19 protein-coding genes are annotated in these 25,900 nt (G+C 49.8%); 9 read left to right on the top strand and 10 right to left on the bottom strand.

The window, feature by feature from the left end; translation table 11 throughout:
- The first annotated feature begins 149 nt into the window (after window positions 1-149).
- On the top strand, window positions 150-1,895 hold the full coding sequence (locus MKY48_RS32990) for a S8 family serine peptidase (RefSeq protein ID WP_339292060.1): 1,746 nt from the start codon (window positions 150-152) through the stop codon (window positions 1,893-1,895).
- A 336-nt stretch (window positions 1,896-2,231) separates the two neighbouring features.
- Window positions 2,232-2,906: a uracil-DNA glycosylase gene (locus MKY48_RS32985; RefSeq protein WP_339292059.1), complete on the top strand. Its 675-nt coding sequence runs from the start codon at window positions 2,232-2,234 to the stop codon at window positions 2,904-2,906.
- On the opposite strand, the gene MKY48_RS32980 is transcribed toward MKY48_RS32985, so the two are convergent.
- The 8 genes from MKY48_RS32980 to MKY48_RS32945 all read right to left on the bottom strand — a co-directional run bounded on the left by MKY48_RS32980 (window position 2,873) and on the right by MKY48_RS32945 (window position 10,205).
- Window positions 2,873-3,808, bottom strand: a complete 936-nt coding sequence (locus MKY48_RS32980) for a nucleoside hydrolase (protein ID WP_339292058.1) — start codon at window positions 3,806-3,808, stop codon at window positions 2,873-2,875. The genes MKY48_RS32985 and MKY48_RS32980 overlap by 34 nt on opposite strands.
- Window positions 3,809-3,835: 27 nt before the next feature.
- Window positions 3,836-4,789, bottom strand: coding sequence for a nucleoside hydrolase (locus MKY48_RS32975; protein WP_339292057.1), 954 nt, complete (start codon window positions 4,787-4,789; stop codon window positions 3,836-3,838).
- Window positions 4,790-4,812: 23 nt separating this feature from the next.
- Window positions 4,813-5,619 (bottom strand): ABC transporter ATP-binding protein, encoded by an 807-nt coding sequence (locus tag MKY48_RS32970; RefSeq protein ID WP_339292056.1) that lies wholly within the window; start codon window positions 5,617-5,619, stop codon window positions 4,813-4,815.
- Window positions 5,616-6,476, bottom strand: coding sequence for an ABC transporter ATP-binding protein (locus MKY48_RS32965; protein WP_339292055.1), 861 nt, complete (start codon window positions 6,474-6,476; stop codon window positions 5,616-5,618). The genes MKY48_RS32970 and MKY48_RS32965 overlap by 4 nt, the downstream gene beginning before the upstream one ends.
- Window positions 6,473-7,222, bottom strand: a complete 750-nt coding sequence (locus tag MKY48_RS32960; protein ID WP_339292054.1) for an energy-coupling factor transporter transmembrane component T — start codon at window positions 7,220-7,222, stop codon at window positions 6,473-6,475. Before MKY48_RS32960 ends, MKY48_RS32965 begins: the two co-directional genes overlap by 4 nt.
- A gap of 44 nt (window positions 7,223-7,266) precedes the next feature.
- A complete protein-coding gene (locus tag MKY48_RS32955; protein ID WP_015738050.1) occupies window positions 7,267-7,866 on the bottom strand; it encodes an ECF transporter S component in 600 nt (199 codons plus the stop codon).
- A 41-nt stretch (window positions 7,867-7,907) separates the two neighbouring features.
- Complete coding sequence (gene deoD, locus MKY48_RS32950) at window positions 7,908-8,618, bottom strand: purine-nucleoside phosphorylase (protein ID WP_339292053.1); 711 nt, start codon at window positions 8,616-8,618, stop codon at window positions 7,908-7,910.
- A 135-nt stretch (window positions 8,619-8,753) separates the two neighbouring features.
- On the bottom strand, window positions 8,754-10,205 hold the full coding sequence (locus MKY48_RS32945; RefSeq protein WP_339292052.1) for a helix-turn-helix domain-containing protein: 1,452 nt from the start codon (window positions 10,203-10,205) through the stop codon (window positions 8,754-8,756).
- Window positions 10,206-10,597: 392 nt separating this feature from the next.
- On the opposite strand from MKY48_RS32945, the gene MKY48_RS32940 reads away from it, so the two are divergent.
- On the top strand, window positions 10,598-11,113 hold the full coding sequence (locus tag MKY48_RS32940; protein ID WP_339268991.1) for a hypothetical protein: 516 nt from the start codon (window positions 10,598-10,600) through the stop codon (window positions 11,111-11,113).
- A 197-nt stretch (window positions 11,114-11,310) separates the two neighbouring features.
- Here the strand turns inward: MKY48_RS32940 and MKY48_RS32935 are convergent, their stop codons facing one another.
- Together MKY48_RS32935 and MKY48_RS32930 are read right to left on the bottom strand one after the other, a co-directional pair.
- Window positions 11,311-13,944: a family 16 glycosylhydrolase gene (locus tag MKY48_RS32935; protein ID WP_339292051.1), complete on the bottom strand. Its 2,634-nt coding sequence runs from the start codon at window positions 13,942-13,944 to the stop codon at window positions 11,311-11,313.
- Window positions 13,945-14,176: 232 nt separating this feature from the next.
- Entirely contained in the window at window positions 14,177-15,250 is a 1,074-nt protein-coding gene (locus MKY48_RS32930) for a hypothetical protein (protein ID WP_339292050.1), read from the bottom strand.
- 327 nt (window positions 15,251-15,577) lie between these two features.
- Here MKY48_RS32930 and MKY48_RS32925 point away from each other — a divergent pair, with 327 nt between their 5' ends.
- From MKY48_RS32925 to MKY48_RS32900, 6 genes are all read left to right on the top strand, one after another.
- The gene (locus MKY48_RS32925; RefSeq protein WP_339268987.1) at window positions 15,578-17,479 is read left to right on the top strand and encodes a sensor histidine kinase; all 1,902 of its coding nucleotides are present in this window, start codon (window positions 15,578-15,580) and stop codon (window positions 17,477-17,479) included.
- Entirely contained in the window at window positions 17,476-19,026 is a 1,551-nt protein-coding gene (locus MKY48_RS32920; protein ID WP_339292049.1) for a response regulator transcription factor, read from the top strand. The genes MKY48_RS32925 and MKY48_RS32920 overlap by 4 nt, the downstream gene beginning before the upstream one ends.
- A 250-nt stretch (window positions 19,027-19,276) precedes the next feature.
- Window positions 19,277-20,206: a sugar ABC transporter permease gene (locus MKY48_RS32915; protein WP_098749518.1), complete on the top strand. Its 930-nt coding sequence runs from the start codon at window positions 19,277-19,279 to the stop codon at window positions 20,204-20,206.
- A 21-nt stretch (window positions 20,207-20,227) separates the two neighbouring features.
- On the top strand, window positions 20,228-21,175 hold the full coding sequence (locus tag MKY48_RS32910) for a carbohydrate ABC transporter permease (protein ID WP_076323682.1): 948 nt from the start codon (window positions 20,228-20,230) through the stop codon (window positions 21,173-21,175).
- Between the two features lie 129 nt (window positions 21,176-21,304).
- The gene (locus tag MKY48_RS32905; RefSeq protein WP_339292048.1) at window positions 21,305-22,825 is read left to right on the top strand and encodes an ABC transporter substrate-binding protein; all 1,521 of its coding nucleotides are present in this window, start codon (window positions 21,305-21,307) and stop codon (window positions 22,823-22,825) included.
- Window positions 22,826-22,919: 94 nt separating this feature from the next.
- Entirely contained in the window at window positions 22,920-25,700 is a 2,781-nt protein-coding gene (locus MKY48_RS32900) for a discoidin domain-containing protein (protein WP_339292047.1), read from the top strand.
- Window positions 25,701-25,900 lie beyond the last annotated feature (200 nt).

Here is a 25,900-nt window from a genome sequence, read left to right as displayed (position 1 = left end):
GGAAATCAAGAAAAATAGCCAAAAAAAGGAGCTGTGATACATTTGCATTTTTTCAAATGCACTTTCCTAGCATCATGACAAACTCCAACTCATCGTGTAAGCAAGAAACCAGACGACTGGCTCATATTTGTTCCTTGGAGGGGATTTTAATGATGAGGAAGTATGCAATTTCGATTTTAGTCGCCATTTTTTTAGTGGCAGGCCTCTTTACAGGGGTATCGTTTGGAAGCTCCGCTCAGGGTCACTCGACGGATTATATTGAAGGTCAACTCGTCGTGTCGATTGCGGAACCGCCCGATGTAAATTCGATTCAAAGCGCAGATCATACATTGATGAAATCGGGTTCCCTTACGAAGAGCGGTTTTACTATTGCCGATTCACTGTTCGGACAGGATATGGGCACCTTCTCGGTGCAGCAGCTAGATAACGATGTCAGGGCTGCGGCGATAGAACAAATGGGATTGGTATATTTGGTTGAGTACTCTGTAAATGACTACAAGTCCATCGATTCCGCCAAAGAAGCATTGCAGACAACGTTGGATGACCTCGGTCTCGAAGTTCGGTATATCTCTGAAAATCGCAAAGTGTACGCGCTTGAAACCGCAGCTCTGGAAGATGTTTCAGTTCAAGCGATTCACAACAATCAGCGTTGGCATTATGACATGATTAGGGTTCAGCAAGCCTGGGGGATTACGACCGGGTCTAGCTCAGTTCGAATTGGCGTGCTTGACACGGGAATTGACAGCAACCATGCGAGCTTGAGTAATCTGGTGAACACCAGCCTGGGTCGGAGCTTTGTAGACAGTACCACAATCGATCGTCATGGGCACGGCACGCATGTTGCGGGAACGATCGCCAGCTATGGATCGGTGTCAGGCGTCATGCAGAACGCGACTTTGGTTCCGGTTAAAGTTCTTAGCGACAGCGGCTCAGGTTCGATGTATGGCATTCAACAAGGTATTCTTCACGCCGCGAATATTAGAGCTGATGTCATCAACATGTCGCTGGGCGGCGGTGGCTATGATCGCGGGATGGATGAGGCGATCCAAACAGCGGTTGGTCTTGGCACAATCGTAGTGGCAGCTACCGGTAATGATGGACTTCCAAGCATCTCTTATCCGGCAGCTTACAGCGGCTCAATTGCGGTGGGTTCCGTTACATCAAGCAGAACGCGTTCGAGCTTCTCGAATTATGGAACGGGTCTTGATGTGATGGCTCCGGGATCGAACATATACAGCACATATCCAAACGGTCAATATACAACCATGTCCGGCACCTCGATGGCAACCCCTCATGTGGCAGGCGTACTAGGATTAATGAGATCGGTCAATCCGAGTCTTACTCCTGCTGCGGCCAGAGATATTCTCAGGAATACGGCGCAGCCTGCCGGAAGCACGAATCAGTATGGGTATGGCATTGTTGATGCCCACGCTGCTGTGCTAGCGGCAGGTGGTGGCGGCGGTAGCGATACGCAAGCCCCGAGCGCACCTAGCAATGTAACGACCACAGGTAAAACTGGCACAAGCGTATCGCTTAGCTGGGGTGCTTCTACTGACAATGTAGGCGTAACAGCTTATGAAGTATACCAAGGAAGCTCGTTAGCGGTCACCGTCACGAATACTTCGGCAACGATCACCGGCTTGACACCCAATACCACCTATACGTTCACAGTTAAAGCGACAGACGCCGCAGGTAATCGGTCTGCAGCAAGCAATGCTGTAACGGTAACTACGGATTCCGATTCGTCACAGCCGTCGGCTTGGGCCCCGGGTGTATCGTATAAGATCGGGGACGAAGTGACTTACGGCGGGGCAGCATATCAGTGCCTTCAGGCACATACCTCGATGGTGGGCTGGGAGCCAACGAACGTACCGGCATTATGGTTGAAGAAATAATATAGTTTAATATCGATCCGAGTAAATGTTCAGAAGCGCCTTCGCAGATCGGTCTGCAAGGCGCTTTTATTTATTCGGTGGTTGGAGAGATACAACGTCCCATTCTGAAATTCTTCCCCAATATAGAAACTGATAAAAGCACCGATGATTGCCTTACCGGGGGATGGGGGCACCATTACTGGACCATCCTTCGGTGAAAGGAATTCGGTGAAAGGAATAATGAGATGGATGGTAGTCTTAAAAAACAACGGCTTTGACGTATCATACGCGACGGCAAGTTTTTACTTGGGGTGGGCATAATGGAACCATTGCATGCGACAGAAAGGAAGGAATGGTATGTCTACGGAAACGAATCATCCCTGCGTCATCTTGCCAGAAGAGCGAGCGCCCGAAGATATGCAGCATTGTGAACGCTGCGAATTGTGCAAACAGCGGAATCGTGTCATCTGGGGGGAAGGTAATCCGCAAGGCTCGCTGATGATGATCCTGGATAATCCGGGAGCCCGGGAGGACAGGGAAGGAAACGAGTTCCTGTGCGGGACCAGGGAAACCCTCCAACTCGGCATGAGGGAAGCGGGTATCGATATCCACTCAGTTTACGTCACCTATTTGCTGAAGCGACGGCCAATCCGCGCTTACGATAAGCCTGCAACCCGAGCGGCATGTCTTCCGCATTTGCAGGCGCAGCTCCTTCAGAAGCAGCCGCTCGTACTATTTGGCTTTGGCAATGTCGTAGTCGAAGGATTGTTCCCGCAGAAGGAGAACGCCACCGTCAAGGAGCTGCGGGGGAGTTGGCATGAATTCCAGGGCACACCGATGGGCTTTACCTATCATCCACTGGCGGTAAGAAGAAGGCCCAATTTGCTAAGGTTCTTTATCGAGGATTTGAAGGGTTTGAGGGCGAAGTGGGAGGAAAGAGCAGCGAGGGAACATAAAGAGGAGCGAACGCACCCGGCGTTCACTCCTAATGCCGCAGCTTATCTCATCAAGGTCTCCATAAAATGTTCCTGAAACCGCTTGGCGTCGACGCCGATGCAGACGTTAACGTTCGGCTGGTCGGTACAACGCGGACGCAGATCGGCAATGGTTCTGCCATAGGAGTGGATGCCTTCCAGATCCACCTGGAGCACCATCGGCTGAACCTCGACCAGGCTCGGGTCGATGGCGACGGCTACTGCAAGCGGATCATGCAGGGCACAGCCTGTCCGGTCACCATAGGCTTCCCGGTAGCCTCCGATATAGTAGGAAGTCATGTCGGCCAAGAAGCGGGTCAGGTCCGAATCCAGGTCTCTCCAGCGCTGAATATCCTCCAGACTGAGCTCCGTCTGCATGGTCACATCCAGTCCGACCAGCGTAATCGGAGCTCCGGATTGGAAAACGAGCTGGGCCGCTTCCGGGTCGGAGTATACATTCGCTTCGGCATGCATCCGGCGGTTGCCCGCCACGCCCACCGCTCCGCCCATCACGATAATCTGACGGACCAGCGACGATATCTCCGGCGCCTGCAGAATGGCCGCAGCCAGATTGGTCAACGGGCCGACGCAGATCAGTGTTACCTGCTTCGGATATCGCCGGATCTGATCCACCATAAAGGCAGCGGCCGACGTTGAGACCGGCTTAGCTGCCGGATCGGGGAATGCCAAGTTGCCGAGTCCATTCTCGCCATGAAACTGGACGGGATACGACTTCATCGAGGGATGGAACAAGGGGGCGGCTTCCCCCATGGCGACAGGAATCCCGGTTGCACCAAGCCGTTCCAATACATGGAGCGTATTTCGTGTCGCATCCTCCACCGGTACGTTTCCGAAACAGGTCGTTATCCCTAGAATATCGAGAGCCGAGGATAGGACAGCGTAGGCAATCGCCAAAGCGTCGTCAACGCCCGTATCCACATCCAATACGATTCGATGCATCAATCATGTTCCTCCTTTCTCTGACGGTTATGAAAGCACCGTTCGGATATAATGCTGCAAGAATGCCTCTTCACGGACCTGTATGCAGACAGAGGCATTGGTCCGTGATTGTGGACGTCTGAAGTCGACCAGCGTTGCGCCGGAAGATATCTGTCCTTTTGTCTCAATATATACGTAATAATCCTCCGTCTCCACAAGGGAAGCATCCTCAACGACAGCCAGTGCCAGCGGATCATGCATCAGCCGGTATCTGCCCTCGTTCAAACGGTCGCTTGCCTCAAAGCTGAAGGTGAATATATGCTGCATGAAAGCTTTTAACTCTGCCTGTTCATCCGTGAAGCCGCTCATGAGCTGTTGATAATGAGCCTCGCCGAACTTGGCATTTCCGGTCACGTCCAGGCCCACCATCGTAATCGGAATCCCGGACTCGAACACCCGGTGCGCCGCTTCGGGATCGCCGTGAATGTTGGCTTCAGATACAGGCGTTATATTGCCCGGCACCTTGATGGCGCCTCCCATCAGCACCAGCTTGGCTTTCTGCGCGATCGACGGGTCCTTGGCGAGTGCCACCGCCAAATTGGTCAGCCTGCCGGTGAAGACCAGCGTAATGTCATGCGCCTGTTCCCGCACCTTCCGCACGATGAAATCGGATGCTCTCTCGTTCACCGGCGATTGCCGAGCCTCCGGCAGTTCATATCCGGCCAGGCCGTTTGCTCCATGAATGGCGGTTACGTTCTCCCGGCGAGGGCGAAACAAAGGGGCATCCGCTCCCATGGCAACGGGAATTTCGTACCGGGGCTGCGCCAATTCCAGCACCTGGAGCGTATTCTTCGTCGCCTGCTTTACGTCCACATTGCCGAATACCGTTGTAATGCCTTCTATATGCAGCTGATTGGACTTCACGGCAAAGATGAGCGCCAGGGCATCATCCACGCCGGTATCCACATCCAAGAGGATGTGTTTAACTTGCTCCTGCTCCATATCGTTGTCACTCCCTTATTCCCTCATCTATGCTTGGCAAGCTCGTCCGCAAGCTCCGGTATCGCCAGAATGTTATGGCCGATATCCAGGGAGTGGCTGAGCCTGCTGATATGCGGCTGCTTCAGCATCGCCTGCTCCAGCACATTCAGATTCCAGAAGATGGCCCGCTTGTCGTCATCCGCAATGACCTGACGGTTCGCCATGACGATAACCCGCTCGAAGTTGTTCACGACAAATTCCATATCATGCGTGATGGTGATGATGGTTTTTCCTTCCTGATTTAAAGCCTCGATCAGATGGGCGAGCCGCGCCATAGCCGGAAGATCCTGACCTGCCGTCGGCTCATCCAGAATGATGACGCTGGAATCCATCGCAATGACGGAGGCAATCGTTACGAATTTACGCATGGAATAGGGCAAATTGTACGGATTGTCCTTAAGAAACGGAACGACGCCTGCCAGCTCCGCCGCTTTCATGACATTCGCTTTGACCTGTTCCTCCGTAAGCCCGAGCTTGCGGGGGCCGAATTCAATCTCGCTGTACACATCGTTATGAAAGATCTGGTCGTCCGGGTTCTGGAACACATAGCCTACCTTCCGCGATATTTGCGCGGTGGTATAATCCCGCGTATTCCAGCCGTCGATGACGACATCCCCCTCGGAAGGCTTGAGCAGCCCGTTCATCATCTTGACAGTGGTCGTTTTACCTGCCCCGTTCTGGCCGACAATGGCAACGGATTCCCCCTTTCGGAAGGACATGTTGACGCCATCCACCGCTTTGTAGCCGTTCGGATAGGCAAAGGAAACATTCGTCAAAGTCAGAAAGCTCATGCGTTAACCCCCTTCTTCATCCATGTCTTCACGGCCTCGAGAGCTTCTTTTTCCGTTAAGGGTATGCTCCCGAGATCCATCCCCCGTTTGCGCATGTCCAGGCCGAACAGCGAATATTGGGGAAGCGCGGCTCCGAATGCCAGGGCACGCTCATCGGTAAGAATCTCCTGCGAGCTGCCTTGCATAGCTACTTCACCCTCGCTCAGCAGGATAACATCATCGGCATATTCGGCAATCAGCTCAATTTTATGTTCTACGAGTATGATGGTTTTCCCCTTTTTCTTCATCAGCTCGATAATCTTGAACACTTCTTCCGTTCCCTTCGGATCAAGCTGCGAGGTCGGCTCGTCAATGACCAGCACATCCGGCTCCATGACGATGATGGAGGCGAGCGCAACCCGCTGCTTCTGGCCGCCGGAGAGCTCGAACGGGTTTTTGTCCCGCAAATAATCGATCTCCAGCATGTTGATGACCTGATCCACCTTCTCCCGGATAAGTGCGGGCTCCATGCCCAGATTTTCAAGGCCAAATGCAATCTCTTCAAACACGTTATCCTTCACGCCGCTGATCTGTGTAAAAGGATTCTGGAACACATAGCCGATTTTTTGGGAGAGCTCGCCCATTTCCCATTCGCGGATATCCTTGCCTTCAATCAGCACCTCGCCGCGCAGATCTCCCTTATAAAAGTGGGGGATAAACCCGCGAATGACGTTGCACAGGGTCGTTTTTCCGCCTCCGTTGGCCCCAATCAGCGCATACAGCTTGCCTCTTTCGATCGTCACATTCACGTTCTTTAGTGCATCGGACTCGCTGATCGGATATTGGTAGGACAGATTCTTGATCGTAATGATACTCATAGCGCAACTCTCCAGACGATTAAGATAGCAAGCAGTACGACCAGCAGAATTCGAACCAGCCAGTCATGCTTTGTTTTCTCCAGTTTGTAGATGCTGCTTTTTTTGACATTGGCCGAGAAGGCTCTCGACTCCAGCGTCAGTACCCGTTCTTCCGTGCTAGCCACGGATCCGAGAATGAGCGGACTAAGGGTCGGCAGGAAGGCCTTCATGCGGACAAGCAGCTTCCCTTCGGTTTCAACGCCTCTTGTTTTTTGGGCATCCATGATGACGTGGGTCAGCTTTTTCATCTCCGGAATGAGCTGCAAGGTGGACAAGATGACATAGGTTACTTTGGATGGCAGGCCGATCTGTTCCAGGGAATGGACCAAATCCTTGACCTTGGTGATGCGGAAGAACAGAATGAAGGCTGATGCCACCGCCACGATTTTGGATGTTAGGAACAGGGCGAACTCAAGTCCTTCCCGCTTGATGGAGAAGATGCTCCAGCTCCACAGAATATCGTTGCCGGGATAGAAGAAGCTCTGCAGGATAAAGATGAACACAACAATCATCAGCAGAGCCTTGATCGCCAGATTGGAAAACTCCTTAAAGCTGCCGGCGAAGTAGGCCAGCACCATGCAAATCGGTAGAACGGCGTAGCTGAACCCGTAGCCGGGCACGATAAATGCGGCCAAACATAAAGCGATGGTAATCATAAACTTGGTTGTTGGATAGAGACGGCTCAACAAGGACCGTTCGTTATTCACAAGAACTCCTCCTTTATGAAAGCGTATCCATTATGGACTACACGTCATTTCTTTTTGATAAAAGCTGCACCGTAATTGAGCTTGGACAAGTATCTTGGGGACATCTTCATCACGATGACAAAGGCAATGACGTTGCTGATGATTTTGTCGACGCTTTCTACCAGGATTTTGGTTGAGAATACCGCTGTCCAGATCTGCTGACCGGAGGCCAGGAATGTAGCAACCACGGCATCCGAAGAGTTGCCGGTCGCTCCGCCGAACATCAACACCTGGATCGGAGAGGCCACGATAAGAACGGTCAGTACGACAGCGAATGAAGACAAGATCACTTTCCACAGCTTCGTATACATGCCTCTCATGGAGAGCAGGCCGACCACCAGACCGACGGCCATTTGTACAGGCGTAAATGCGAACGAGACCGGGTTCGTTATGCCGACAACAAGATTGGTGCTGGCCCCCGTAATCATACCGACCCAAGGACCGGCGATCATGGCCGTCAGAATCGTCCCGATGGTGTTCAGGTAAATCGGCAGCTTGAGCAGCAGGATGATTTGCGCACCGACAAAATTGATGGCGATCCCGATCGGGATCAACAAAATGGCCAACAACGAAAAATCATATTTAAATCCGCGTTTGATTCCCATTGATTTTTCCCCCTAGAGCATAGTTTGTTTTCAAGCAATCCCTATTCGTCCGCCAAGATGGTATGGAGCGCGATCTCGACCATGTCGTGGAAGGACTTCTCGCTGTCTTGATGGGACGAACGTTCATTGGTCAGCAGATGGCTGCCTACCGTCAATATGGACAGGGCCCTGACGCCGTATTTAGCAGCCAACGTGTACAGGGCGGCACTCTCCATCTCGACCGCGAGCACACCGAAGTCCATGAATTTATGAAGACGGTCCAAAGTTTCCCTATAAAATTCATCGGAATTATAAATATTGCCGACAAAGACATTCACCTGTTTCTCCTGAGCCAGTTGATGCGCTTTGCTTAACATGCCGTAATCGGCGGTTGGCGCGTAATTGCAGCCATGAAATATTTTTTCCATCAGATTGCTGTCCGAGGATACGGCTTGGGCCAGTACGATGTCGCGGACCTGAAGCTCTTTTTGCATGGCGCCGCACGTACCGATGCGGATCAGCTTTTTGACTCCGTAATCCTGAATCAGCTCCGTCGCATATATGCTCATGGTCGGGTTGCCCATTCCCGTACCTTGGACAGAAACGGAAACTCCTTGATAAAGGCCGGTGTACCCGTACATGCCTCTCACTTCGTTGTAACAATATACCTCCTCCAAAAAGTGCTCTGCCACAAACTTCGCCCGCAGCGGATCGCCGGGCAGCAGCACGCGTTCTGCGATATCTCCCTGTTGTGCTCCCAAATGTATGCTCATCTTGCTCCTCCTGCTTACTGGCCTCCCTCTTAAGAAAGCGCTTTATTCTTGATCTGTCTTCATCATAGTCAGAATCGGAGGGATAACCAAGACCAGAATATTACGGAGCTTAACGGAAAAATGCAACCATGAGTCTCATGGTTGCATTAATTCCTTGCGGATATTTTCCAAATCCCGTTTGGTCGGTATCGTTGAAATAATGACCACGGGCACCGTATGCAGCTCGACGGGAAACGTGCTGATCACGAAATCGATGCCGTGCTTCTGAATCATTTCATCGGTAAGCCCCTCCATAATGGAGGTGTTGATGATCAGCTCGTCACCGATTTCATTCTTGATGAGCTTGGCGACGTAATGGCGGATGGAGAATTCCTCGCCAATCAGCAGGAAAGCCTTTTTGCTGTTATAGCGCAGGCTGGAGCTGATCAACAGCGTCAGCTTTGTCAGATGGTAGTCGTTATACTGAATACCCGGGTAGCGCTGGCTCCATTCCTGCATGCAGCTCTTTACGATCTGGTACATGGGCCGGCAATCCCTTTGGACGTATTCCGTCAGGCCGCTTGCCGAGATGGCGATCAGATCGGGAAGCGCATTTTCCAGCCGGAGCTTCTCAAAGAAATCTCCGATTTCCCAGATAAACCGGTCGTTCATATCGATCGCAGGGAACGCGGCAAGCGCCAGCATGAGAAAATGATTGATGATTTGATATTTTTCCTCTTCGACTTGCACGAGATTCGCTTTCTCCCTCGATATCATCGCGCTGACTTTCGCATCATCATAATAATTGTATTGGCCCAAGCTGAACATGGCCTGCAGAAACCGGATTTCGTCCAGCGGCAGATGAATGGCGTACCGCTGCTCCAGCGCTCTGGCCAATGCGGCAACAGAGGAGTGAAGCATGCTGCTCTCCCAGTCATATTGTCCTCTGGGAACATCCGCATATTTGCCCTGCAGCACTCGGGTGATCATGATCGCCGCCAGAAAAGACAGGCTTCGCTTGGCGTTGAGAAAATACACGATGTCATTCTCCGACTCGATCGCCGTAATGTATTCATGGATCTGACCTTGGTCTATGTCGGCAAATGGCCAGCCTGAGAATTCATAGGCATCGTAAAACAATTTCCAGTAGAAATAACGAATACTGATTTCACTGCCTTTGACCTCTGGCATGGAATACGCAATGCGCAAATGGTATCGCTTCAATTCATGGTTGTTCAGCCGGATGATCAGCTTTTTCAGCGAGGAAGAGCTCATATACAGCTTGTCGGCCAGCTCATCCAGCGAGTAGCGCCCTCCCTCGGCAAAAAGCACATCGAGCAGCTGGTAGAAGGTTCTCTGCCTGTACATGGAAGAGATGACCTCGCCAATCGCGACATTTCGTTTATCGTAATGGAGAATGACGCCTTTTCCCCGCGAGATTTCAAAATGAATCGAAGGAGGAAGCTCCTGCTTGGCTTCATCGATAATTTTACGGATCGTTTTGTCCGATACGCCAAGCTGCTCTTCAATCTCGGCAAGGGTGAACCAGCGATATTCAGAATCGAGTAGAGTCAACAGCTTATGTGTCAGTATGAATTCCTTTTCCATGCGTCTGTTCTCCCCCTTACGGAACGAGTTGGTTAGAGGTTGATCCTCTCACCGTTGATAGACCTAAGTATGGGACGTAATGTACGTATTTATAAATAGCCGCGTCAAACGTTCAGAAGGCTTCCTGTTCTACGCGGTATACAGTCCATGTGCTTTTTCTATTTTGAGGATAGCTATGTCTCTCAGGACAAGTATCTTATAAGTAATCGTAATGGGCTATGGGGTTTTAATCAATCGGCATATCGGAAATTGAACGGCATGTTGGTGTAAAACGCTTGATGACCGAATGATCAGCGAGGCGAGAATGTTCACAAAATGTTCACTTATGAAGAAGCTCCTAAATCGCTAAAATAACACGGTGAACCATTTATATGAAGGGGTGATGATAGGGAATGGCAAACCAGAAGTACGTAGAGACAAGACTGCCTAGAAACGGAAAAGAGGGTATATTATTTTTATTGATCATATCGATTATTTCAGTAAACACGATCGCGCCGATTATTATGGGATTGGAACGCGGCTTTAGTAAAGAAGTTTACATGGATGGTCTAAAAGTGATTCCTATTATGTGGGTCATCGTCGTGTTATGCGTAAAGCTGATCGCAGGCCCGCTCGTTGGTAAGGTGATGCCCAAATTTGTGGGACAGACCGATGGATTCAATGCAAGAGTATTATTAAATATCGTTCTAAATGTAACGGTATTATCTCTGTTGCTCTCCATTATTGGCCCGATGGTTGGCACCAAACACATAAGTCTGGATCCGTTAAAAAATTTCCTCCATACCTGGCCTCGGAACTTTGGCGTAGCGTTCTGGATTGAAATGTTGGTCGCACAGCCTATAGCAAGATACGCCATGAAAATCTTGCATTCCAGACAGGCGAGTAAAGCAGCGAGTGTACAGTCGTAATATTGAAGCGACATGCAAAAAATATTAAAACCATTGATTCAGCTAAAGGAGAATCAACGATAGCTGATCCACTGAAGCAAGGCCGTCGATGATGTCGACGGCCTTCTGTTTGCCCTGATTTATTTCACATTGCACTCTTGCAACCCGGAGCAGGCATCGGTATATCGGCAGAGACATGTCTGTCCAAGTTTCCCCGGTTACTCCGGTGTTCCTTGCGTTACCCCATGAACATACGTCTGCCAAGGCGTGTCCAGTGCTCCTTGCCCCGGGTTATAGGTAAAGAAGTACTCGACGGTATCCCCATGCTTCAGGTTGTTGACAGGGTAGGTATAGTTACCATTCCCCGTTTGAGTCATGGCTACGTTTAACTGCCCGCCATTATTGATCTTATAATGTAAATCGGCAAAGGTTGCACCATTGACATAGAACAGCAAGTCATCGCCGATCTTCTTCAGGCCCTTCACCTCATCGCCGATGACGATCACGGTGGATGATGCCGGTACAACGGTGATCGTGGCGTTGGCTGCTTTATTGCCGTCAGCGGTCTTCGCCGTGACGGTTGTTGTACCCTGAGCGAGTCCGGTCACGAGACCGCTTGGACTCACGGATGCGATGCCGCCGCTCGCAACGGACCATGTGACTTGCTTATTCGTTGCATTGGACGGTGCCACGCTGGCATTTAATTGAACACGCTGCCCGACTTCGACCTGTGTCGTGGTCGGACTCACTGTTACGCCAGTAACCGGCACGTTTCCAGGATTCTGGCCGCCGCCTTCCCCTTCTTTATACACACGCACATAGTCTACCTGCATCGTTGCAGGGATATCGGACGGATCCGGGGTCCGGCCGCCATCAAAGGTCCCGCCGATCGCCAGATTCATAATGAGGTAGAACGGCTGATCGAAAGGCGCATTAGGATTGTTCGGTGCCGCTGCGGAATACCATTGATCCCGGGTCACTTTAAAGAAGAACTTGCCATCCACATACCATTTAATGTTGTCCTCTTCCCAGACTACGGAATAAACATGATAGTCATTGGCAAAGGTTTGCCCTTCAGGGAAGTGATATTCACCGGAAAGATACCGGTTCGTCGGCCATTGTCCCCCAAAGTGTACGGCGCCGCTCGTCGAGCCTGGCAAGCGTCCTTTTGCCTCCATCACATCGATTTCACCGGATGATGCCCATGTTCCATACACATTATCCTGGGGAAGCATCCAGAGCGCAGGCCAGATGCCGTTGCCTGTAGGCAGCTTTGCCCGGAAGTCCACTCGGCCGTACTTGAGGGAAAAATGATCTTTGGTGTTAATCTTGCCAGAGGAGTATTGTGCATATCGACTTGGATCCTGCGGAAAGGATTTTGGCTCGTTCAAGGCCTTGATATTAAGTTTTCCGTCCTGTACAAAAACATTTTGTGCATGATCGGTATAATGCTGCAGCTCCGAATTGCCCCAACCCCAGGTATTGGGATCGTCATTGAGATAGTAACCTGTTTCATAATTCCATTTGCTCTGATCGAGCGCGGTTCCATTAAATTCATCTTGCCAGATGAGATTCATACCCTCGATGGCTGGGTCGTTTGGCGTTCCGATCGGAATATCCTCCTGATCGGTTACATCCGGACGAGGAGCATCTGGGTTGCCAATCAGGGTATAGTTGACGAAATTGCTGCCCACACTTCCACCTGCCTGTCCATTTAGTGGATAGCCGATACGGATCTGCATATCCACCTGGATCGGCTGGAACCACAGGCCATAGATATGGTCGGCCCAATATCCCCACTGGTTGGCATCGGACATGTTATTGTAGCCATTAGCGGAGTAAACGAATCCGCTCTGACTTGAGTTATCCAGATCCACCCATTGCCCGTTGATGTTAATCTGGTATACGAAATTGCCAAGCTCCGTACCGATTGGTGCACCCCCATCAATCTTAGGCAGCGGGATGCCGATAGCGCCGCTCGCATCGGCTGTAAAGGTCGTTCCTTCATAAGGCGTAAGGACATAAGAGTTTCTTACGGGCTCATTAAAGGTGATGGTATAGACGATGTTAGTCGAAGAGGTCTTTGATTCTAACTTGACGTTAATCGATTCCGTTACGTTAAACCAGTAGCCGCCTCCTCCGTCAGTGAATTGGCCAAAATTTTGATCATAGATCCAGCCGCTGGCCGCATTGTTGTCGATATCGATCCATTGGCTGCTGTTTATAGGTTTCACATACACTTTCAAATCGTCCGCTACCGCAGCATAGGTTATAGCCGGATCATTGTTAAATATCGGATAGGTAAAGCCGGCACCGCCCGTAAAACCAGCCGTAATTTGCGGTCCTTGCGTCGGGGTCATCGCCGTGATGGTTGTTTTGTTGATGTTTTTAAAAACGAGTGAATATTCAAGCGTGACTCCATTGGCTTTGGAGTACAGCTGAATTTCGGTTGTTGCGGAGAGCGTGAACCAATAACCGGTAAAGCCGCCGTCGTTCCAGTGCCCCCAGTTCTGGTTATAGACAAAGCTGCCGACACTGTCGATATCGACCCAACTGCCATTTACTTTCACCTTTACTCCCAGGTCCTGGGCAACATCATTCCAGGTGGCAGAGCCTCCGTTGAATATCGGCATGACAAAACCGTAGCTTGCCTGGCCAACCCCTGATTTGGTGATGACAGGCCCGTCTGCAGTTGAAAAGTAAGACATCGAGGTTATGGTGGTTCCAGCAGTCTCAGCAGCCTGAACCTTCGAAGTCGGCAATAGGCCGAAACTAGCCAGCATCACGACCGCCAAAAATAAGCTCAATACCCTTTGCCTATACCGCTTTTCCGAAGTTTGTGATCGCTTCATAAATACCCTCCCTTAAGATAAATGAATTCCCCAGCATATGCGAATAAAGGAAAACGCTTACAATGGAGACATCTTAATTCTATCGAATTTCATAATCAGAAGGATAGGTACCATTTTTTTGGTTGGGCCCCATTATTTCGGGTTTATATGAATGAGCGCAACGGTCATCAAGATCCAGTTGGGATGAAGGCGATGCATTAGGCCATTCCTTGCGGGATGGCCGTGCATCGGCTTACAGATAAATCCTCCGGGCTTCCTCATTGAAGAATTCGATCACGTTCGGATACTTGGTTATATCGATCTGGTTCTGCCTCATCATCTTCTGAATAAAGATGGCATCAGTAAAAATGTAATTGATGATCGCTTCGCACCATACCGGAGTGCCTTTAAAGTAATCGACCAGATCATCAATTTCATCAAACTTAAAATAAAGGATATAACAAACGTAATTCTGGAGCAGCATACGGAAACAATGCTGTCTATAGGGGTTTAGGCGATTGTCCGAGAGAAAGTCTTTCATAATACCGAATAACGTTGTTTTATTCTCGGCGTTCATATGAATCAAATCATCAACGTTATTGATCAGCTGTAATAGTACGTCTAAACCCTCTTCGGAAGGCATGATTAGCTTGGGTGATTTACCCTCGATGGACCTTAACAGCTCCAGTGTGAGATCCTTGCAGACATGAATTTCATGAGGAGCGATGAACAGTTCGTCTCTATGCTTGTCGAGATTCTCGCTATAGTAATCGTGATATACAGTAAAATAATGCTCCATAAGGATATTGGTTTTCGTATGAATCAAATCTTGCCCGTTGAATGAAAAGGCGTTGAGCGTCTCCTCATTAACCGGGTGAGCATACAGGTAGAAAAAGAAAAAGAAGTCCCTTAATTGCTGCCTCTGCTCCTCGTTCAACCCGGAGGCATCCGTCAACTGAGCCAACTGAAAAAAGCAGTAGTTCTTCATAAAATCATTCATGGAAAGGAACGGATGGGTCCTTACGATGGACGTCGTCGTGTTGATCGTAAATAACAGGTAATAGAGCACGAGTTCATCGTAGATGTCCAGATGGTTAAAAAAAGCCGAGAGCACAGGTTTCCAGTCCGGGCTCACAACATAATGGGGATCTCGGGGCTGTAATTCGTACGTCCATTCAACAAAGGCCTCATCTTTACGTTCGACAAAGAATAATTCAGCGCCATCTTCCTCAAGAAGTCCATATTCAAAGCCGTCAAACGGAACGGACGGCAATCCTCTATTGAATTTTAGATTCAGATATTCATGATATAGTAATTGAAGTTTCATCCTTCATATCCTCGGTTTCATTTATAATTTAGGTCCATATACATATTCAACATATAGAAGGGCATTCCTCTGCTCGTCGATATCATAAATGTATTGTGCTGACTTGTCCCATTCCGTTCCATTCCATTCCAAATCATAGTTTGGCATTTCCATTCACGCGTTCGGTCAGGTCGAACGGATGTCATTTCCCGTTCCCTGCACCGCCCGCCATGCCTCGCTAGGAAAACATTGATTCACTGTCCGGTTGTATGGACGGAGTTCAGGATTGGAGGGCTTCGGAAAGGGCGCGATTTATTTCTTTGAGCTTCATAACGATGCAAATTTCAATTGCCGGGTTTACGGAAAGGGTGTACACTGGGTGCCGAAGTGACCATTATAGAACAGGGTGTGTTTCATATTTTCAAACTGCGCCAATTCTATTTAAATCATCTAAAGCGAAAAATGTTCAACAAAATCGTTGTGCTGTATTCAACCGTCATGATCGTGCTGTTCGCGATTGCGGCAACTCTGGTTTATCAATACCAGACGCAGCGCATACTCCGTGAACAGACCGATGCGAATCTCAAATCCGCGCATGTTCTGAATATTTATTTGAGTCGGCAGTATGAGGGGATACAGAATATATTTCAGCAGATTTACGGAGATGCCACGCTGAGCGATGAGCTGATCTATTTTTTGAACCATGAATATGAGAGTTACCTGAAATACCGGCTGGATTTGTACACAAGGACAGGGGAGCAGCGTTTACGGTCTTTCAATACCTTGCTGAAAAATTATCTGGAGCAGGAATCAAGCGCCAGAAGTGTGTCAATCTACAGTTATCCGAACAATTTTTACATGCATATCAGCCGGACCAACCAGCAGTTGAACAATGAAGCGGGTTCCAAGAACAAGTGGGAGACCTGGTTCGCCCGCCGAGAGCAGCACAGCTGGGATACCATGCCTCAAAACGAGTCCTCGGGTTCGTCCGGAGGTTCCAGTCCAAGATCGTATTCCTATTCGAGAGAGCTGAAGGACCCGTGGACCCTGAATCGGGTGGGGATGATGAATGTGGAGTTCGACGCTCGGCAAATTTCATCCTGGCTGGAGAGCCGTGCTTCGGTAAAAGGCCGGATTTTGGTATTGAACGCACAGGGAACCGTGATTTACGATTCGGAGGATGAGTACTACGGCCAAACCTATCCCTACCACCTGGAGCAGGAAAAAGCCGGGGACTGGGTGGAGCTGGATGAACCCTCCAAAGTAAACATATTAAATGTCGGCAATGCGGGCCTGTCGGTGGTGGGAATTGTGTCGCAATCCCTGATCGAAGAGAGCACGGAGAGTTTAAGAACCGGACTGATCCTGGTCACCCTTGTGTTTATGGCGGCCAGTTTTGCGATTACGTTTACGATCGTTCGCAAGTTCTCCAAAAAAGTGCAGCGGATTATCCGCTCGATGAACCGGATCGGCGAAGGGGATCTGTCGACGCGCATTCAGATGTCCGGCGAAGATGAGCTTCAGCAGATTTCCCGCCGGTTTAACGACATGGGCGACCGTTTGGAGCAATATATCGATAAAATGTATACCTCGGAAATCAAGCAAAAAAACGCGGAGCTGGTTGCCCTGCAATCCCAGATCAACCCCCATTTTCTATACAATACGCTCGAATCCATTCGCATGAAGGCGTATTTCGTGGGGGCGAAGGAAGTGGGTCAAATGATATACAGCTTGTCGGTCATGTTCAAGAACATGGTTAAAAAAAGCACGGTGGTTACCGTTGAAGAGGAAATGGACATGTGTTCTGTTTATCTCGACTTGTTCCGCATTCGCTATGACGGACGGCTGGAGACGGAAATCGAGGTGGATCCGGAGATCCAAAATGTCAGCATTATCAAGCTGCTGGTCCAGCCGATCGTGGAGAACTATATCGTTCACGGATTTCGTCCGCTGGAAGACAACAATAAAATTTCAGTCCGAGCTCATGGGGCAGGGGACCGGGTCGTGATCATCGTATCGGACAATGGAACGGGCATACCGGAGGAAAAGCTGACCCAAATCCGCGGTACGCTGGACAAGGTCCTCCAGCCTCCCGACAAGGGTTACCGTTCGATCGGGCTGATGAACGTGCATGAACGAATCGTGCTGAATTACGGACATGATTACGGAGTGACCATAAACAGCACGGAAGGACAGGGAACCGAGGTCCGCATGGAAATACCGATGCTTCGTAAGGGGGAGACGACATGAGGAAGGTATTTTTTGTTGATGACGAGCCTTTGATTGCTCAGGGCTTGGCCACCATTGTGGATTGGCAGAATTACGACCTGCACGTAACAGGTTCGGCCAACGATGGGTTACAAGCGCTTGAGCGGTTGAGGGAAGAGCCGGTGGATTTGCTGATCACGGATATTATGATGCCAAGAATGAACGGGCTCGAGCTTATCAAGAAGGTTAAAGAAATGCATCCCCGCACCAAATTTATTGTGCTGAGCGGGTACGAAGAATTTGAATATGTGAAGGTGGGGATCACGCTCGGCATTCAGAATTACATTTTGAAGCCGATTAACATCGAGGAGCTGGAAGCCACCATTAAGCATATCCGCGGCGATTGGGAGCGCGAGGAGTTGAAACGGTTTCGCTCCGAGGAGGATTGGAAGATCCTTCGAAGCAATATTTTGCAGCGATGGGTCAACGGCGAAATTAAAAGCTCGGAATTAAAACAAAGAGCCGAACTTCTCGGCATTCCGCTGAATTATGTGTCTTACCAGGTTTATGTTTTGCGGCTCATATCCGACGAACGCCCGGTATCCCAGCTTTATCGCTTAACCAGCCTAGCCGATGAATATTGCCGGGCTTTTTCGGAAGAGCTTGGGGGAGATCATGAGGTAATTTGCTTCCCCGATGCGGATGACGACATCGTCGTGATGTCGGTCGCGATGAATGAACGGAGAGATGCAGCACGGGAGGGCATGAGAAATGCCATGGCTAAGCTGCGAGAGCTGACTGGCTTGCGCATGTGGTGCTCCGAAGGGAATGCGGGACTCAATGATTTCAAAGATATTCAGGAGAGCTACAGGAAAGCGAAGGGCCATTTCAACGCCTGCCTGATTGCCGGAGATGACATGACCCTTTACAGTCCGCCTGCGGAACCGGAGACCGTTCAGGCTTCTTCGCCGTCCGCTCGTCCCGACACGTTCGCAAAGCTGCTGATCGAAGGAGACGTTCCCTCCTTGCAGGCTTATATCGAGTCCGTTCTCGGCGATGGCAGTGGGGAGCAGACGGTACCCCGGGGAACCTGCTTGAATGCGGCAGTCCAACTGATGATCGCGGCGAAGGATATGGAGAAGAACCCCGATTACAGCGAGATATTTACCCCAATGCACCGGATTAATACGCTCCAGGGTCTCCGAAATCATGTATGGCGTATCGTCGAGCGCAGTCTCGCGCGCCTGCAGGAAGCGGATCAGGGCTATAGCCTGCATGTCTCGTTTCTTGTGGAACAGGTGCAGCATCATTATCCGGAAGAGCTTTCTCTGAAGACGCTCAGTCAGCGGCTGCAGATGCATCCGAATTATTTGGGGCAGCTTTTTCAACAGGAGGTCGGCGCAAGCTTCTCGGATTATTTGAACCAGTACCGCATCGAGAAAGCAACGCAGCTTCTCTTACATACGGATCAGAAGACGGCGGATATTGCGTTCAGCGTAGGTTATACGGACAGCTCGTACTTTTACAGGCAGTTCAAAAAATATACGGGCGTATCTCCAACCGAAATGAGGTCCATGTATCGGATCTAAATGAACAGTAAACCATTAGCGACAGGCTCAGGGTGGATAACCTTTTGGCCTGTTCTTTGCTGTTTTTGGGGGATTCTTTAATTTATCCATCCCGTTCTAGTATTTTTCAACTTGAGCGCGATAGCGCTTACTTGGCACAATGATAGTAGTTAAAGGGCGAGTGATAGAATAGCCGCATCGACAAAGATCATGGGGGATCTTCTACAACAGTCGCATCACTTGTATTTAACAGGGAAGAGGAGGAGTGCTCATGTCGGGGTTCATCAAAAAGGTAATACGCAACCGGTTTATGCTGCTGATGATACTGCCCGGAACCATCTGGTTTCTTATCTTTGCTTACTTGCCTATGTTCGGCACCGTTCTCGCTTTTAAGGACTTCCGTATAAGTCCGGACGGCTTTTTCGCCAGCGTGTTCAACAGCGAATGGGTAGGGTTCAAAAACTTCGAGTATCTGTTTACAACCAATGATGCCTATATCATTACGAGGAATACAATCCTATACAACCTGGCTTTTATCATCCTGGGTCTGGTCTTTGCAGTGGGCTTTGCGATCATGCTAAGCGAGCTTGTCAACAAGCGGACGGCCAAGGTATATCAAACAGGCATGTTTTTGCCGCATTTTTTGTCGTGGGTTATTATCAGTTATTTTGCGTTCACCTTCCTGAGTGTGGACAAAGGGACGCTGAATCAGATCATTACCTATTTCGGAGGAGATCCGATCAGTTGGTATTCGGAAGCGAAGTATTGGCCCTTCATTCTCGTTTTTGTCGGCATCTGGAAAGGCGTGGGCTACAACAGCGTGATTTACCTGGCCGCTATTACAGGGATCGACAAGTCTTATTATGAAGCGGCTGTCATCGACGGAGCCACCAAGTGGAAGCAGGTGCGATACATAACGATTCCGCTGTTGAAACCGCTGATGATCATACTGACCATATTGGCAATCGGGGGCATCTTCCGTTCCGATTTCGGATTGTTCTATCAGCTTCCGAAGGATTCGGGCGCCTTGTATCCGGTCACGAATGTTATCGATACCTTCGTTTACCGTGGACTCATCAATATGGGAGATATCGGAATGAGTACGGCGGCGGGCTTGTACCAATCACTTGTAGGATTGATTCTGATTCTGGTCGCTAACTATATCGTTCGTAAAATTGAAAAAGATCATGCGATCTTCTAATCCGAGGGAGGTGTACCTATAATGCCGCAGCTATCCACGCAAACCGCGAATCCGCCGGCAAAGCGTTCAAAGAAGAGAGACTACAACGCCATCTCCCCATTGTGGAATACGATTTTCAATATCGTGATCGGCATTTTCTCGTTTTCCTGTATCTTTCCGTTTCTATTTGTTATTATTATTTCCCTGACGGACGAACAGACGCTGGTCTTGGAAGGTTTTAGGCTGCTGCCGAGTCAGTTCAGTACGGCAGCGTATGAATATATTTTCGAAACGGGAGGCGAATTGCTATCCTCATTCAGCTTAACGCTCCTGGTCACGGTACTGGGGACGCTGGTAAGTCTGGCTTTGGTTACGACTTATGCCTATGCATTGTCCCGTCGAAACTTTGAATTTAGAGGCTTTTTCAGCTTCCTTGCATTCTTTACCATGCTGTTCTCAGGTGGTATGGTACCTGGTTATATCGTGATGACCCAGTTTCTGCATCTGCAAAACACAATCTGGGCGTTGATATTTCCTTTATCCTTGAGTGCGTTCTCCATCATTGTCATGAGGACCTTTTTCCAAACGACGATTCCGGATGAAATTATTGAGTCCGCCAAAATCGATGGCGCCGGCGAATTTCTGACCTTTATCCGAATCGTGATGCCGGTCTCGCTGCCGGGGATTGCCACAATTGGTTTGTTCAGCTCTTTAGGGTACTGGAACGACTGGTTTAACGCTTTGCTGTATTATAACAATCCGCAGGCAACGCCTCCGCTGCAGTTCATGCTCATGAAGATCGAGAAGAACATGGACTTTCTGACGCAGAATGCGCAAAATATCGGTTCATTCGATGCAGCAGCTGGCCTGCCGACAGAGACGGTGAGGATGGCGATGGTCGTATTGGCGACACTGCCGATTGTTATGGCGTATCCGTTCTTCCAACGATATTTTGTCCAGGGCCTGACCGTAGGTTCGGTTAAAGGATAATTTCAAGCATAATTTCATAAGGTTGTACCCGCATCGCACACTGCCGGAGAAATCCGGCTTTGATGTCTCATGTGTGTAAGCGGTGTCAATATAGCATTAACCATTAAGTGACACAGGGGGAAAAAACACATGTTTAAGAAAAAGGTCTCTATACTGTCCCTTGCTCTCGTGCTTCTGCTGACGGTCGTATTGTCGGCTTGCGGCAGTAAGGAAGGCGCTAAGTCTGGCGAACCTTCGAAAGAAGGGGCAGCCGTTCAAAGCGACGGTACGGTCGATGTATCCAAGCTGGATCCGGTCAAACTGAAAATGTACATGATCGGGCCTAACCAGAAGGATCTTCCCGTGGTTCAAGAGGAAATCAATAAATATTTGACGGAAAAAATCAATGCAACGATCGAGATCAGTATGATCGACTGGGGCGATTACAGCCAGCGGATGCAGGTTATTACAAGCTCCGGTGAGAATTACGACATCGCCTTCACTAGCTCATGGGCGTTCGATTATCTCCCAAATGCAGCCAAGGGCGCGTTTAAGCCGCTGAATGATCTGCTTGATCAATATGGAAAAGGCATTAAGGAAACGCTGGATCCTCGTTTCTTGGAAGGAACGAAGGTCAATGGCGTGAACTATGGCATCCCGGCCAACAAGGAATTGGCACAACAGTTTGTATGGCGCTTCAATAAGAAGTATCTGGATAAGTACAACCTGGACATTTCCAATGTAACGACGCTTGAGGATCTCGAGCCGCTTCTGAAAACGATTAAAGAGAGCGAGCCTGCAGATATTACACCGCTTGCTGTACCGAAAGGCTTTAAGCCGTACTTGCCGGTTGATTTCCCGCTAGGTGATGAAATTCCGATCGGTATGTACCTTGACACCAAAGACTTTAAATTTGTGAACCTGTTGGATTCACCTGAACTGAAATCGGCTCTGACCACGATGCGCAAATACTATAAAGCGGGTTATGTGCGCGAGGACGTAGCGACGCTGGATGGCATTGATAACATCAAAACCGGCAAATGGCTCGTGGACCGCGAGATTACCCAGCCATACGCAGAGCTCGGCTGGTCCAGAAACGCGAAATATGACATTGTGACGAGACCGATGCATGATCCTGTCATTTACACCAGCTCCGCAGCAGGCTCAATGATGGCGATTTCTTCTTACTCCAAAAATCCGGAGCGGGCGATGATGTTCTTGAACCTGCTTAACACAGATGTGAAACTCCGGAATATGATTCAATACGGTTTGGAAGGAACGCACTACAAGAAGCTTGAAGGGCCGTACATCGAGGATATGCCTGCTATGCAAGAGAGTTATGCTATGCCTGGATTTGCGCTCGGCAATATGTTCCTGACGTACCTTCATGAAGGTGAGCCTAAGGACAAGTGGGAAGCATTCGAGAAATTTAACAGCTCCGCTGTAGTAGCTCCTACGTTCGGCTTTAACTTTGATACGGCTCCTGTAAAAACGGAAGTTGCGGCTATCACGAACGTAGCGAAGGAATTTATTCCTGCACTGTATACCGGCTCCATCGATCCTGAAGAATACTTGCCAAAAGCAAAACAAAAGTTCCAGGATGCTGGAATTGACAAAGTTATCGCTGAAGCTCAAAAGCAGTTTGATGAGTGGAAAGCTCAAAACAAGTAATCCATAAAAAGGGTATGAGGGGTAGAAACGGCTGATCTTCACGGCCGTTTCTCTCTGTCATATCTAGAAATCATATACATAGGAGGTTGTTCCATTGAAACGAATCAAACCGGATTATTTAACGAAAGCCCAGTGGAAACGCAGAATGACGGTATGGATGAGCACGGCAGTGCTGGCCGCGTCCCTGACGGGTTTTGCTGGAGAAGCCGAAGCAGCACAGCCTCACTCGTCATACTGGTATCCGAACACGCTGCTGGAATGGTCGCCGTCTAAGGATAAGGATGCGCTTTTTAACCGGGGAACGGTGAAGCTGGAAGATCAGCGTATCCAGGGCAATAAGGTAAACCGCAATGCCAAGGAAGAAGTGAAGGTTTTATCGATTGCTTCCATGTATCCAAGCACAAGCGGAGCTCCTTCCCAAGGCTCGGAGAAGTTCCATACCTATACGTTCAGTAACTGGCAGTATATCGACAAGCTGGTGATGTGGGGCGGCTCGGCAGGCGAAGGATTGATCGTTCCACCAAGCGCCGATGTGATCGATGCGGCTCACAAGAATGGCGTACCTGTTTTTGGAACCGTTTTCTTACCGCAAACCGAGCATGGAGGCAAGATACAATGGCTGCATGATCTGTTAAAGCAGCGGGAGGACGGATCCTTCCCTGTGGCAGACAAACTGATTGAGGTTGCAACGTATTACGGATTTGACGGCTGGTTTATCAATCAGGAAACTCAGGGAGGAACGCCAGAGGATGCCGCCAAGATGGCTGAATTTTTAACGTATCTTCAGCAGAAAAAAGCGCCGGGCATGGAAGTGATCTGGTACGATTCCATGATCAAGGAGGGACCGGTGAAGTGGCAGGGGGCCTTGACGGAGAAGAACGAGATGTTCTTCCAGGCGGGAAATCAGCGGGTTTCCGACAATACGTTTATCGATTTCCGCTGGCAGTACAAGGATGAGAAGAACGGCAAATACGATTACATCACGCCGTTCTTAAATTCCCCGGCTAAAGCGGCGGAGCTTGGTCGCAGCCCGTATGATCTATATGCTGGCATCGATGTGGAGGCGAACGGCTACGAGGGCAAATTCAATTGGCCGGTTGTGTTCCCGGAAGGCAAGAAAGCGACAACCTCCCTTGGCATTTACCGTCCGGATTGGGCGTTTAACAGCTCCGGAACCCATGAGGAGTATATGAAAAAGGAGCAGATTTTCTGGGTGGGACCTGGAATGAATCCAGCTAATACCTCGCAGCCTGAAGGGACCGATCCGCTTGGCTGGAGAGGGATTGCGAATGATGTGATTGCCAAAACCGTGCTCACCGATTCCGAATTTGTCACCCATTTCAATACGGGCAACGGGCATATGTTTGCGGTGGACGGCAAAGTGATGCGAAGCAGCGACTGGAGCAACCGGAGCCTGCAGGATATTTTGCCGACCTGGCGCTGGATCACGGAACTAAGCGGCAAAGGCGAGGCCCTCAAGCCTGGATTTGATTTCACCAAATCCTACTATGGAGGCAGCTCGCTTCAGGTGACGGGTGCCGTAAGCAAAGGCTCCTCCACCCATGTCAAGCTGTATAAGGCAAATATCCCGGTAGAAGCGACGACAGAAGTATCGCTTGTCTATGCGGACAATGCGAAGGACGCCAAGGTAAAGATCGGTTTGGCATTCTCCGATGCGCCGGATAAGTATGAATTTTTCGAGCCTAGCAAGTGGACCGCCACGGGCGCGGATCAGGATTGGAAGCAGGGAAGCGTCAAGCTGAACAAGTATAAAGACCGCACGATCGTGGGAATCTCGCTTCAATTCGAATCTGCCGCGGACATAGCGGATTATCGGGCCAATATCGGCAAACTGGCCGTTACGCAGGTGAATGATAAGGCGAAGAAACCGCACCAGGTGACCGATCTTCAGGTGATCGAGAACGACTTCCGGGACGGAATATATGGGGATGCGCGGTTGTCTTGGAAGGCACCGAAACAGGCTGAGGACGTGATGTACTACCAGGTGTACCGGGTTCATCCGGACGGCAAGTACGAGTTGATGGGCATGACGGGGAATACCGTGTATTACGTGCCGGAAATGAAGCGGCTGCTGAAAGAGCAGGCAACCAAGATGGTCGTGATTCCGGTGAACCGTCATTATGAACAAGGAAAAGCATCGTCGATAAGCTTTGACTGGCCGGAATATCCGAAGCCGGTTGCAGCCTTCAAAGCGGATAAAACGCTGATCGCACCAGGAGAAACGGTGCAATTCACGGATATTTCCTCGGAAGTAACGGAGTCCTGGAGCTGGAGCTTCCCAGGTGGACAGCCAGCGTCCAGCACGGAGCAGAATCCTAAAGTGACATATCCGGAGGAAGGAACGTACGAAGTGACGCTAACTGCTAAGAATAGCGTTGGCGAGGACTTGGTTCGGAAGAAGCTCATCACGGTTACACGGGAAGCGGAGAATGGCGTTGGCAACCTTGCCCTTGGCAAGAAAACGTCAGCATCCAGCTTCGTGAATGAGAAGGAAGCACCTCAATTTGCGGTGGACGGTAATACGGCTACCAAATGGTGTGCTGTCGGAGACGGGCCTCACTCGATGACGGTGGACTTGGGAGCCGAGTTTAAGATCAGCGAATTCGTGATCAAGCATGCGGAAGCCGGAGGCGAGCCGGCCGCGTTCAATACGCGGGCATTCTCCATTCAGGTAAGCTCGGACGGCAAGGAATGGAAGGATGCGGTATCGGTCAAAGACAATACGAAAGCGGTCAGCAGCCATGCCATCGAACTGACTTCCGCACAGTATGTGCGTATTCAAGTAGAGAAGGCGACACAAGGCGGGGATACGGCAGCGCGGATTTATGATTTTGAGGTACTGGGCTTGAAATAATTCGGATTACGAGAAAGAGCGTTTCCCTTGAGTGGGGGAACGCTCTTTTTTGGTTGTCTATACAGTTTGGCTTCTTTCATAGAATCGCCGTTAAGGCTCTAGGCCAGCGTGTATAGATTTTGTATAGATAGGGTTGTTAACCTGATGTAGGACACGATTTGGATGTTGCGCAATTGACGCGGGCCGTAAGAGCACTGATT

Origin of the sequence: Paenibacillus sp. FSL W8-0187, from assembly GCF_037969755.1 — a bacterium.
Classification (GTDB): Bacteria; Bacillota; Bacilli; order Paenibacillales; family Paenibacillaceae; genus Paenibacillus_AQ.
This window is presented reverse-complemented; position numbering and strand designations above follow the sequence as displayed.